Raw genomic sequence first — 12,777 nt, 5'->3', positions numbered from 1 at the left:
CCTCTTCGACAGGATGATACTGGCGTATTATGACCGGGCAGAAAAACGTATTATCCGAATCGACTGACCACAAAAGTGTTACCTATGTGGTCGGTCTGATCTGTTACCCATGTGCCCGGTTGTACCTTCATGCGCCCCTGGCCACAAACTGCACTGTAATTGATGACGCATTCGGTGCAGCATAAAATTTCTTTTGTCGCCCTAAAACGCATCCCAGCCCGGTTTACACCCCATAGAAAAACATCCTGCACTGCTGCGCCACGTTACAGTGAAATGAACAGGATAAAGGGGATGAAAATGTCGCGGATTCAATTAAAAGATGCAGAACTGTTGCGCCAACAGGCGCTGTTTGGTGGACGCTGGCAGGACGCCCATGCGGGCGCCACGCTGCCGGTCATCGATCCATCTACTCAACAACAGATTGCTACTATTCCTGCACTGGGTGCAGCCGAAACCGAGCAGGCGATAGATTATGCTGAGTCGGTGCGTGTCAGTTGGGGCAAAACCCCAAATGCATCGCGCGCAGCGCTTTTGGATAAGTGGCATCAGCTGATTCTCGATAATGCGGACGATCTGGCGATTATCATGACCGCCGAGCAAGGCAAGCCGCTGGCAGAAGCGAAAGGCGAGGTGTTATACGGCGCCAGCTTTGTGAAGTGGTTCGCTGAAGAGGCGCGCCGCATCTATGGCGATACCATTCCGGCGCCAAGCGCAGACCGACGCATTCTGGTACTGAAGCAGCCCGTTGGCGTGGCCGCAGCGATCACACCGTGGAATTTCCCGATTGCGATGATTACCCGCAAAGTGGCACCTGCGCTGGCCGCCGGTTGCCCGATCATCGTGAAACCTTCTGAGCTGACGCCGCTGTCGGCTCTTGCACTGGCGGTGCTGGCAGAGCGGGCAGGTTTTCCCTCTGGCGTGCTCCAGGTGCTCACCGGATTGCCGATCGAAATTGGCAGCACACTGACCGCCAGCCGCACCGTACGCAAAATCTCCTTTACCGGATCCACACGTGTCGGCCAGTTGCTGATGCAACAAAGTGCCGACAGCATCAAACGTCTCAGTCTTGAACTGGGCGGCAATGCCCCTCTGATTGTGTTTGATGATGCCGATCTCGATGTCACCATCCCTGGCGTGATGGCGAGTAAATTCCGTAATGCCGGTCAGACCTGCGTCTGTGCCAACCGCATTTTGGTTCAACGCGGTATCTATGAGCGTTTCAGCGAAAAACTCCTTGAGGCAGTGGCAACCCTTAAAGTGGGGGATGGCTTTGAACCCAGTAGCACGATTGGGCCACTGATTAACGATCGTGCTGTCGAGAAGGTGAACAACCATATTGATGATGCGCTTAGCCAAGGAGCAACCTTGCTGCGCGGCGGGATCAGTGCAGCGAATGGCACCTTTGTCGAACCGACCGTGTTGGGTAATGTCACCAGCAGTATGCGTATTGCGCATGAAGAAACCTTCGGCCCGGTTGCACCGCTTTTTGTTTTCGACACGGAAGAGGAAGCGATACGCATGGCGAATGACACGCCTTATGGATTGGGCGCTTATTTCTTTACGGAGAATATACGCCGAGCCTGGCGTGTGGCGGAATCATTAGAATTTGGCATGGTCGGTTTTAATACCGGTGCGATTTCATTAGATGCGGCACCTTTTGGCGGAATTAAATTATCCGGATTAGGACGTGAAGGTTCTCGCTATGGTATTGAAGAGTATCTTGAGCAGAAAACGTTTCACATGGGCGGTTTATAAATGTAGCAATGCGCGTTAAATCGTGTCGCTACAAATAGGTAGCCGCGCAATTCATTGCGCATCATGACTTCCATCATCAATTTTATAATCAGCGCCGGCAGCCTCAGGTTTCCGGCGCTTTTTATTTTGTGCGCGCTGTCATACTTTTCCGGCTCATCACCGTTTTAGTGCAAGTTTCGTGCGAGCTGCACCGTAGGGATGCACGAATTTTGTGAAGTAAATCATCTGTTTATTCCTTCGGCAATTCCGCAAATTTTCCCTCTCCAATACGGCAGAAAATTTTTCTGGGCTGTTTTTTACGCATTTTTATTTTTTACTGGGCTGGCATACTTTCTGCATTAGCTTATTAACGTGACAGATAAATGTAGTGCAGATCGTTAATTGGCGCACATGTGATGGGTGTAACAAATAAGGAATTTTCCATGTTAAGTTTCGACCCTGAAAAAGTTTCGCTCCCGATTGGCCATTATATTGGTGGCCAGCATGTCACCACCCAAGGCGCGCGTTTCGCCGTAAAACGGCCGTCTGATGGCAAAGTCTATGCCGAGCTGAACGAAGCCCAGGCCAGCGATGTGGATCGTGCTGTCACCCTCGCTCATGAAGCGCTGAAAACCAGCGGCTGGCGCAGTTGCCCACCGCGCGAGCGTGGCAGGGTGTTACGTCGCTGGGCAGACCTGATTGAGAATGACCTGCTGCTGGCTCAGCTTGAAGCTTTGGGGTCCACCCGACCGATCAGCGATGTCGTGCAGCATGAAATTCCGTTCACTGCCGAAGCCATCCGGTTTTACGCCGAGTGTGCAGATAAATACAGTGGCGACCTGTTCCCGACGCAAGAGAGCAGCCTCGGTATGTTGGTGTCTGAGCCTTACGGCGTCATTGGCGCTATCACACCATGGAATTTTCCGCTGTCGATGGCCTCATGGAAATGTGGCCCCGCACTGGCAGCTGGGAATGCGGTGGTGTTGAAGCCATCAGAGTTGACCCCGCTTTCTACCGTGCGCATGGCGGAGCTGGCCGTTCAGGCCGGGTTACCTGCTGGCGTGCTGAATATCGTGCAAGGCAGCGGTGCGGTGACCGGCAGCGCGCTGGTCACCCATCCGCTGGTGCGCAAAGTCTCGTTCACCGGTTCCACCGTGACGGGCGCACGCATCATGAGTGACGCCGCCCAGCACGGCATGAAGCCTGTCACGCTGGAGTTAGGGGGTAAAAGCCCACAGCTGGTGTTCGATGATGCAGGCGACATTGATGTCTTGGCGCAGCGCATCCTGCGCGGCTTCACCGCCAACGGTGGACAGGCTTGTGTGGCGGGTACTCGCTTAATTGTGCAACGTGGCATCGCTCAACCGCTGCTGGATCGCCTGGTGGCGCTGTGTCAGCAGCCGCAGCCAGGTGTTACCTGGCAAGACAGCAGCCGTTATGCGCCGCTGATCGATGAGCGCCAGGGCAATAAGGTCGCGTCAGTTATTGCTGAAGCCAAAGCGCAGGGCGCGGAAGTCTTGGTGGGCGGTGAGCGTTTTGCCGATACCGATGGCGGGTGGTTCTGGCAACCGACCCTGCTGTGTGGTGTGGCGGCAGACAACCCGGCCGTGCAGCAAGAGATTTTTGGCCCGGTGCTGACGGTGCAGGAGTTCGATAGCGAAGAAGAAGGCCTGGCGCTGGCCGCGCATGAGACTTACGGGTTGTGTGCGGGCGTGCATACGCTGAGTCTGCCGCGTGCCATGCGAGCGATGCGTGCTATCGAATCCGGCACCGTATGGATCAACCGTTATGGTCGCTCCGGTGATTTTATTATTCCCACTGGAGGCTTTCTTGGCTCTGGTATTGGCAAGGATCTGGGACGTCAGGCATTTCAGGCCTGTCAGCGCCAGAAGAGTGTATTAATCGATTTTTAAATTCACGTATCAGACAACGACGAGGTCGCGTCATGGCACTGTTTAAACCGAAATTCATCACCTTTGATTGCTACGGCACCCTGATTAACTTTGACATGGCGGGAGCTGCTGAACGCTGCTTTAAGGATCGTGTATCCCCGCAGGAGATGCTCGCATTCACCACCGATTTCGCCATCTATCGCCGCGATGAGGTGCTGGGCGCGTGGAAGCCTTACTACGATGTGGTGAGCGATGCGCTGCAGCGCACCTGCAAAAAATGGGGCGTGCAGTGGAGCCAGGCAGATAGTGATTTCATCTACACCGATTGTGCCACCTGGGGACCGCACCCCGATGTGCCAGCAGGGCTGGCAAAAGTGGCGAAAGAGTTTCCACTGGTGCTGCTCACTAACTCTATGAACGATTTGATTCCGCACCACGTGCCGCGTCTCGGTGCACCGATCCACATGACCATCACCGCAGAAGAGGTGGGTGCATACAAGCCACAGATGAAGGGCTTTGAGTACATGCTGGACAAGCTGAATTGTGGTCCAGAAGAGATCCTGCATGTTTCGTCTAGTCTGCGCTATGACCTGATGACCTGCTACGACATGGGTATCAAAAACAAAGTGTGGGTCAACCGTGGTCACGATCCGGCCAACCCGGCATATGAATACACCGAGATTAAAGACATCGGCGGTCTGCCCGCTGTCGTTGGACTCTAAGCCCGGAGGCGGCGATGAAACTCGAATCATTCTGGCAATCCACGGCACCGGCCTTCACCGGCGCAGCGAGCGGCGCACTGCCGGCAGTCGCGGATGTGGTGGTGATTGGCGGCGGTTTTACCGGCGTTTCAACTGCGCTCAACCTCGCACGCAGTGGCATCAGTGTGGTGCTGCTGGAGAGCGCTGAAGTGATGAGCCAAGCCTCAGCGCGTAACGGAGGGCATTGCAACACGGGTGTGGCGCAGAACTTTGCCTCACTGGTGGAGAGCCAGGGTATTGAGCAAGCCAGCCGCTTTTATCGCGCTTATGACGATGCCGTGAGCTATGTCGAACAACTGATTCGTGATGAGCAGATTGATTGCGATTTTCGTCTGTGCGGAAAACTGAAACTGGCTAGCAAAGCCTCGCATTTTCCCGGCTTGCGCAGTGCCTGGCAGTTAATGCGCGACACCGTGGACCCGGAAATCGAGCTGATCGGCAAGGATGAGATTCGCCGTGAAGTGGGGAGCGAGGCTTTCCATGGCGGGCTGTTACAAAAACGCGGCGGCCAAATGCACATGGGCAAATTCGGTATTGGCTTGGCAAATGCTGCCGCTCGCGCCGGAGTGAAAATCTTCCCTCATCATGCCGTCACGGGCTTAACGCGTCTGGAGGGGCATCGCCACCGCGTCACGACGGCGAAAGGTGAAATCATTGCTGAGAAAGTGATGATGGCAACCGGCGTTTCTAATGAAGGCCCCTTCCCATGGTTCCAGCGCCGCATTGTTCCGGTCGGCAGCTTTATTGTGGTCACCGAACCGCTGGGTGATGAGTTGATTCAACAAGTGCTGCCAAAAGATCGCACTTACGTCACCTCACTGAATATCGGCAACTACTTCCGCACCACTGCCGACCGTCGGTTGGTGTTTGGTGGTCGCGCCCGCTTTGCCGTCAGTAATCCGACCTCGGATACCCGCAGCGGTGAAGTATTGCGAGCCGCGATGACGGCATTGTTCCCACAGTTGGGTCAATCACGCATCGACTATTGCTGGGGCGGCATGGTGGATATGACTGCAGATCGTCTGCCCCATGCGGGCGAGCATGAGGGCGTGTTTTATTCCCTCGGCTACAGCGGCCACGGCACGCAGATGTCAGTGTGGATGGGACGTGTGATGGCCGATTTGTTGGCCGAAAAACGCAATGAAAACCCTTGGCAGCGCGATACATGGCCTGCGCTGCCTGGTTACCACGGGAAACCCTGGTTTTTGCCTCTCGCGGGGCTGTATTACAAGGCTAAGGATCGGCTCTCCTGATCATTGGCGGCGACCCAAAGCACGATAAATCGCACCGCTACAAAGGGTGAGATTTATCGGTGAGGTAGGCGCATAGCGCGCATTGCCTCAGGCAGCACCCAGCCAGTGATGATTTTCGAAACAAACAACTTTTCATTTTGAGGGTGTGCAGATGAGTAAATTCAATAAAGAGTCTGACGCTGTGAATCCGGCCCTGACACGCATGCTGACCGAAGGGTCCATGTCTCGTCGTGGCCTGATGAAGTTGTTGTCGGCCGGTGCAGTGATGAGCAGCGGTTTGATAGGTTTTCCGCAGATGAGTTTTGCGGCTGAAACACCGGTGAAAGGTGGCAAGTTGCGTGCAGCCATGTCGAACGCTTCCGCTACCGATACACTCGATCCTGCAAAAGGCAATAACAGCGGTGACTACACCCGCCAGTTTATGGTCTACAGCGGCTTAACCGAGTTGGATAAAAACCTCGCGGTGCAACCGGCGCTGGCAGAATCCATCGAGTCCACTGACGGTGTGACCTGGCAGATTAAACTGCGTAAAGGCGTCACCTTCCATGATGGTAAACCGCTCACCGCCAAAGATGTCATCTACTCTCTGAGCCGCCACAAAGATCCAGCGGTGGCTTCCAACGCCTTTAAATTGGCCGATCAGTTTAAGACGTTCACTGAGGTCAACGACAACGAAGTGACGTTGGAATTGAGCAGTGCCAACTTCGACGTACCTTATATGCTGGCCAGTGCACCTTTCCTGATTGTGCAGGATGGCACCAAAGACTTCAGCAAGGGCATCGGCACTGGGCCGTTCAAGCTGAAAGAGTTCTCGCCAGGCGTACGCTCGGTTGGCGTGAAGAACCCTAATTACTTCAAACCGGGTCTGCCGCACCTTGACGAAATCGAACTGCTGGGCGTCACCGACCAGGCGGCACGCGTTAATGCGCTGATGTCAGGCGATCTGCATGTGGTCTCCACGCTCAGCGCGGCAGATTGCAATCGCATCAAAGCCACCAGTGATTATGGGGTGCTGGAGAGTAAATCAGGGATGTATACCAACCTGATCATCCGTACCGATATGAAACCCGGCAGCAACGAAGATTTCGTGTTGGCAATGAAGTATCTGCAACCACGCGACATCGTGGTGAAAACCGTACTACAGGGCTATGGTGATGTCAGTAACGATACGCCGGTACCACCGTGGCATCCCCTATACAACGCCGATCTCAAGCCGCGTCCTTTGGATGCCGAGAAAGCCAAATATCACATTGAAAAAGCCGGGATGAAAGGGGCCACGGTCGAGATCATTACCACGCCTAACATCGAAGGGTCAGTAGAAGGGGGACAGTTGATTCAGCAGGTGTCACGCAACACCGGCCTGAAGATCAATGTGCGCCGCGTGCCTTATGACGGCTATTGGTCCACGCACTGGACCAAAGACCCGGTGGGCTACGGTTCGATCAACCCGCGTCCAACGCTGGATATGTTGTTCTCCCAGTTCTATCTCTCCACGGCATCCAACAACGAATCAGGCTGGAAGAACCCGCAGTTCGATCAGCTGGTGGTGGCGGCACGTGGTGAGCGCGACCAGGGGAAACGCAAGCAAATGTACGGTGACATGCAAAAACTGATTTATGACCACTGCGGTACCATCATCCCGACCTTTATCAGCTCAACCGATGGCTACAGCAAAAAAGTGGGCGGCATTGAAGCTTGGCCAAGCGGCATGATGATGGGATATCGATTCCATGAATTTGCTTGGTTGAAAGCCTAATCCGTCACCCGTTAGAGGAGAACGCCGATGAACCGATACATGTTGTTTCTGATTGCCCGGCGCGCAGGTGCCGGCATCCTGACCTTGCTTATCGTCTCGGCGGTGGTGTTTTTTATCACCAGCCTGCTGCCCGGCGACGCCGCGCAGATGATTCTGGGGCAAAACGCCACGCCGGAAACGGTGGCGGCGTTACGCCAGCAGCTGGGTCTCGATCAGCCGTTGTTGGTGCGCTACTTCAGCTGGCTTGGTGGGATGCTGCACGGTGATTTCGGCACCTCGTTTGCCAGCCATCTGCCGGTGACGCAGTTGGTGGCGCAACGTATTCCCGCCACGCTGGAACTGGCAGGAATTACCACGGTGATTTGTGTGCCGCTGGCACTGGTCATCGGCATTCTCGCCGCGATGAATCGTGGCTCTGCGCTGGATCGGTTCCTGGTGATTAGCACCATGGCCACAGTGGCGGTGCCAGAGTTTCTGGTGGCAACCGTGGCGGTGCTGATCTTCGCTGTCAAACTGCATTGGGTATCGGCGATGTCATTTGGCAGCCCCGATATGGATCTGATCAGTTACCTAAAGGCTTACGCATTGCCGGTGCTGACGTTGTGCTGCGTGTTAGTGGCACAGATGGCGCGTATGACACGCTCAGCGATCATCAACCAGCTTGACAGTCCTTATCTCGAAATGGCGCTGCTGAAAGGCGTATCGCCACTGCGCGCGGTGTTACGTCATGCGTTGCCTAACGCGGTGGGGCCGATTGCCAACGCCATTTCACTCAGTCTGTCCTACTTGTTCGGCGGTGTGATCATCATCGAATCCATTTTCAGCTATCCTGGCCTCGCCAGTGCGCTGGTGGATGCGGTGAGCAACCGTGACCTGCCGGTGGTGCAGCTCTGTGTGATGATGTTTGCCGCCTGCTATCTGGTGTTGCTGCTGATTGCAGACGTGCTGACCATTGCCTTTAACCCGAAATGGAGGAGCTGATGAATAGCTTGCTGCTTCCTGTACGTATTTTCCAGGCGCTGTCAATCTCAGGTCGTATCGGCCTGCTGATGTCACTGTTCTGGTTAGCGATGGCGGTGTTTGGCAACCAACTGGCACCCCATAACATCGACGACATTGGTGGTGGTCCCATGCTGGGGGGCATGACCGCCGATAATCTGTTGGGCACCGACTACCTTGGCCGCGACATCCTGAGCCGCATTTTGTATGGCGCAAAATTCTCCATCGGCTTGGCGCTGACTGCCGCGTTGGGTGCCAGCCTGATTGGAACCTTACTGGCGCTGTTAGCGGCGGTGGCAGGGCGCTGGCTGGAGGAGCTCTTGGGTCGCATTAACGACGCGATGCTGGTACTGCCGGGTAAAGTGCTGTCGCTGATGATTGTGGCGGTATTTGGTTCTTCACTGCCTATGTTGATTTTGACGGCCACCTTCACCTATTGGCCTGGTGCCTTCCGAATCGCTTTCGCCATGGCCAGCAGCTTGCGCAATATGGATTATGTGCGTGCTTCTCGGTTACGTGGTGAAAGCCGCTGGTACATCGCGATTCATGACATCCTGCCTAATATGGTGCACCCCATGCTCACCGACTTCGGCCTGCGTTTTGTCTACATTGTGCTGTTGTTGAGTGGCTTAAGTTTCCTCGGTTTAGGCGTTCAACCGCCGTATGCCGATTGGGGCACACTGGTGCGCGAAAACCTACAAGGACTGTTTAATGGATCGCCTGCCGTGTTAATGCCTGCGGTCGCGATTGCCAGCCTGACCATTGGTGCCAACCTGTTTATTGACAGCCTCCAGCAGATGCGTCCGCTGACGCTGGCGAAGGAGGGAGCATGAACGTGACACCACATACTGCGATGCCAGTGATTTCGGTAGAAAACCTGCGCGTTACGGCGCAGACCGATAAAGGTGAAGAGATCGATCTGGTTTCTGACATCCGTTTTACGGTGCAAAAAGGGGAAGTGCTGGCACTGATTGGTGAATCGGGTTCCGGTAAAACCACCATCGCCATGGCGCTGATGGGATATGCCCGTCACGGCTGTCGCATCGCTGACGGCAATATCCACCTGGCGGGAACCGACGTGCGCAGCTTGTCACCGGGGCAGTTGCGTGAGTTTCGCGGCAACAAGGTGGCCTACATTGCCCAGAGTGCCGCCGCCTCCTTCAACCCCGGCATGCGTATTCTCGATCAGGTCATTGAACCTGTGGTGATCCACGGCACAATGAAACGTAAAGCGGCGAAAGAGAAGGCGATAGCCCTGTTTCGCGAGCTGGCGCTACCGAACCCAGACACCATTGGCGACCGTTTTCCCCATCAGGTTTCTGGCGGTCAGCTACAGCGTTTGATGACGGCGATGGCGTTGATTGGCGACCCTGATGTCGTGATCCTCGATGAGCCGACGACCGCACTGGATGTCACCACCCAAGTTGAGGTGCTAAAAGCCTTCCGTCGCGTGGTGGCGCAACGTGGCGTTACCGCGGTGTATGTCAGCCACGATCTGGCGGTAGTGGCGCAGATGGCGGATCGCATTTTGGTGCTGCTGCGTGGAAAAATGGCCGAGTACGGCACCACTGAACGTTTAATTGGCGCACCGCAGGCTGAATATACCCAACTGCTGATGGATGCTGCACGTCAGAAAGAGCGCGAGAGTAGCTGGACCTGTGCAGAGGCTGATGTTCAGCCGCTGATGGAAGTGCGCGATCTCAGTGCCGGATATGGCCCGTGTGATAGTGAGGGCAAACCGAAAACGCTGATTCTGGAAGATATCAATCTTAAGCTGTGGAAAGGGCAAGCGATTGGCATTATCGGCGAGTCGGGATCGGGTAAAACCACGTTGGCACATGCGATTGCTGGCCTAAATGCCCCGAGCCACGGTCATATTCTGTTTAATGGTCACTACATCAATGGCGATATGCATAAGCGCCCGGATAACGAGCTGCGGCGTATCCAGTATGTGTTCCAGATGGCGGATACCGCGCTGAACCCGGCACACAGCGTGGAACGTATTCTTACTCGCCCGCTCGTGCTGTTCCACGGCCTGAAAGGGGCCGATCTTGAGCGTCGTCTGCATCAATTGCTGGACCTGGTCAAACTACCGCGTTCAGTGTTGTGGCGCCGTCCATGGGCACTCTCCGGTGGGCAGAAGCAGCGTGTGAATCTGGCTCGTGCCCTTGCGGCGGAGCCGGATCTGATTCTGTGCGATGAAGTCACATCGGCGTTAGATACGGTGGTCGCCGCCGCCGTGCTGGATCTGATTAGCGAGCTGCGTCGTGAGTTGGGGCTGTCAGTGCTGTTCATCAGCCATGATATGCATGCCGTGCGCGCCGTTTGCGATGATATCGTGGTGATGAAATCAGGTCGCATCGTCACGCAGATTTCCCGCGCTGATTATGATAAGCCGACCAGCGAGCTGTACTTCGAGCGTCTTAAACGGGCGGTGCCGGAGCTACGACAGGGTTGGCTGGATGAGCACGAAGAAGTGCTTAAAGCAGAATAAACATCACGGCATTCGTAGCAGCGCGGTTCTTCTCACATTTCAAGGGTGAAACCGCTCGCGCAATAAATGGCGCCGCTACATCGCAGGTGCGTTTTACACGAAAGGAGCAGCAGATGATCACATTACGCGCCATGACGCAGGACGATATTGAACACGGCTATGCCATCACCCAACAGCTCAAATGGCCGCATCGTCGTGAAGACTGGCAGCAGGCGTTGGCATTGGGTGAAGGCGTGGTCGCTGAGGAACAGGGTAAATTTGTCGGCAGCGCCTTTGGCTGGCGTTGGGGTGAACAGGCAGCAACCATTGGCTTGGTGGTGGTGAATCCCACCTGCCAAGGGCGTGGCATTGGCAAACAGCTGATGCTGGCCGTGATGGAAAAATTTCCGGACGCCGTGATTCGTTTACATGCGACGGAAATGGGGCAAGGACTGTATGAGAAGCTCGGCTTTAAGGTCACGGGCACCATTCAGCAGCATCAGACACGTGAGCTGGCAGCGGTGCCCGCGGTGAGCATCCCCACTGGTCTGACACTGCGTAATGTCGAGGCGAATGAAGTCGATCTCCTCACCGAATTAGACCATCAGGCTCACGGTATGTGGCGTCCACAGTTGATGCAAACGCTGATCGCTGACCATCAAACGGTATTGCTGCATGATGCGCAACAGCGGGTGCAAGGTTTTGCCAGCCTGCGCCGCTTTGGTCACGGTTGGGCGATTGGCCCGGTGATTGCGCGCAATATCGAGGTGGCAGAGGCGTTGATTGCCGCGCTGATGCAGGGGTTGCGCGGTGAGTTCGTGCGCATCGATACCGATGCGGCTTTACCACTAGCGAGCTGGCTGGAAAAACTGGGGCTGGTCAAAGTTGACGCGCCCACCACCATGTACCGGGGAACGCCGTGGTCGCCGCAAGTCGGTGAGATGCAGGCGTTTGGGTTGATGACCCAGGCGATGGCCTGATGCATATCGTTTATAAATCAGAAGCGACGCGCGGAGCCCACTGGCAGCGCTGGCTGGCGCAACATGCGCCGGATGTAAAGATGCATATCTGGCCGGATGTGGGTGACGCGGAACAGGTTGAACTGCTGGTAGCCTGGCAACCGCCGGAAGATGTCATGGCGACGTTCCCTAATCTTAAAGCGCTACTGTCGGTGGGCGCGGGAGCCGATCAGTTCGACCTTAGCCAACTGCCACCCAATTTGCCGGTGGTGCGAATGATCGAACCCGGCCTGACGCAAGGCATGGTGGAGTATGTCACCTTTGCCGTGTTGGGGTTGCATCGTGATATGCCGCGCTATTTCCAACAGCAGCGTGTAGCAAAGTGGCAAACGCACCCGATTCGTACCGCCAGTCAGCGGCGCGTGGGGGTAATGGGCTTAGGTGAACTCGGCCAGGCATCTTTGCAGCAGCTGGTGTCATTAGGGTTTGACTGTGCTGGCTGGAGCCGGACACCGCGTGAACTCGAGGGTGTGCGCTGCTGGCATGGCGCAGAGCAACTGGGTGAGTTTCTGGCACACAGCGACATTCTGGTGTGTTTGCTGCCGTTGACCGATAGCACGCGCGGTTTGCTCAACGCTGAACTGTTTGCGCAGTTACCTGCCGGCGCCGCACTGGTGCAGGTGGGGCGTGGCCCGCAGTTAAATCATAACGATCTGCTCACGGCACTGGCCAGCGAACAATTGAGCGCCGCTGTACTTGATGTGACCGATCCCGAACCTTTACCGCCGGAACATCCTTTCTGGCAGCATCCTGACATCTGGCTCACGCCGCATATTGCCAGCCAGACGCAAACCGATAGCGCTGTGGCGGCGCTGCTCGACAACCTGCGCCGCTATCAACGCGGCGAACCGATGGTCGGTCTTATCGATCGCAAACGGGGATACTGAGAT

The 12,777-nt window shown here is 55.7% G+C and carries 10 protein-coding genes; all 10 read left to right on the top strand.

All coding sequences use genetic code 11. The features are described 5' to 3' along the window. The first annotated feature begins 297 nt into the window (after positions 1–297). The 10 genes from F3J38_RS12595 (at position 298) to F3J38_RS12550 (ending at position 12,774) form a co-directional block, all read left to right on the top strand. On the top strand, positions 298–1,755 hold the full coding sequence (locus F3J38_RS12595) for an NAD-dependent succinate-semialdehyde dehydrogenase (protein WP_167138819.1): 1,458 nt from the start codon (positions 298–300) through the stop codon (positions 1,753–1,755). A 422-nt stretch (positions 1,756–2,177) separates the two neighbouring features. After that, entirely contained in the window at positions 2,178–3,647 is a 1,470-nt protein-coding gene (locus F3J38_RS12590; protein WP_167138817.1) for an aldehyde dehydrogenase family protein, read from the top strand. 32 nt (positions 3,648–3,679) lie between these two features. After that, entirely contained in the window at positions 3,680–4,348 is a 669-nt protein-coding gene (locus F3J38_RS12585; RefSeq protein ID WP_038646202.1) for a haloacid dehalogenase type II, read from the top strand. A 14-nt stretch (positions 4,349–4,362) separates the two neighbouring features. Beyond that, positions 4,363–5,640, top strand: a complete 1,278-nt coding sequence (locus F3J38_RS12580; RefSeq protein ID WP_167138814.1) for an NAD(P)/FAD-dependent oxidoreductase — start codon at positions 4,363–4,365, stop codon at positions 5,638–5,640. A 151-nt stretch (positions 5,641–5,791) separates the two neighbouring features. Beyond that, positions 5,792–7,396 carry an ABC transporter substrate-binding protein gene (locus F3J38_RS12575; protein ID WP_167138813.1) on the top strand — a complete coding sequence of 535 codons (1,605 nt, stop codon included), beginning with the start codon at positions 5,792–5,794 and terminating at the stop codon, positions 7,394–7,396. 27 nt (positions 7,397–7,423) lie between these two features. After that, the gene (locus F3J38_RS12570) at positions 7,424–8,377 is read left to right on the top strand and encodes an ABC transporter permease (RefSeq protein WP_167138811.1); all 954 of its coding nucleotides are present in this window, start codon (positions 7,424–7,426) and stop codon (positions 8,375–8,377) included. Continuing rightward, positions 8,377–9,228 carry an ABC transporter permease gene (locus F3J38_RS12565; RefSeq protein ID WP_167138809.1) on the top strand — a complete coding sequence of 284 codons (852 nt, stop codon included), beginning with the start codon at positions 8,377–8,379 and terminating at the stop codon, positions 9,226–9,228. Before F3J38_RS12570 ends, F3J38_RS12565 begins: the two co-directional genes overlap by 1 nt. Further along, entirely contained in the window at positions 9,225–10,889 is a 1,665-nt protein-coding gene (locus F3J38_RS12560) for an ABC transporter ATP-binding protein (RefSeq protein WP_167138807.1), read from the top strand. Before F3J38_RS12565 ends, F3J38_RS12560 begins: the two co-directional genes overlap by 4 nt. 113 nt (positions 10,890–11,002) lie before the next feature. After that, the gene (locus tag F3J38_RS12555) at positions 11,003–11,848 is read left to right on the top strand and encodes a GNAT family N-acetyltransferase (RefSeq protein WP_167138805.1); all 846 of its coding nucleotides are present in this window, start codon (positions 11,003–11,005) and stop codon (positions 11,846–11,848) included. Then, positions 11,848–12,774 carry a 2-hydroxyacid dehydrogenase gene (locus F3J38_RS12550; protein ID WP_167138803.1) on the top strand — a complete coding sequence of 309 codons (927 nt, stop codon included), beginning with the start codon at positions 11,848–11,850 and terminating at the stop codon, positions 12,772–12,774. The genes F3J38_RS12555 and F3J38_RS12550 overlap by 1 nt, the downstream gene beginning before the upstream one ends. Positions 12,775–12,777: the final 3 nt, after the last annotated feature.

Source organism: Candidatus Pantoea formicae (assembly GCF_011752625.1).
In the GTDB taxonomy this organism is placed as follows: domain Bacteria; phylum Pseudomonadota; class Gammaproteobacteria; order Enterobacterales; family Enterobacteriaceae; genus Pantoea; species Pantoea formicae.
Note: the sequence above shows the minus strand (reverse complement) of the source record. Positions and strands in the feature narration are given on the sequence as shown.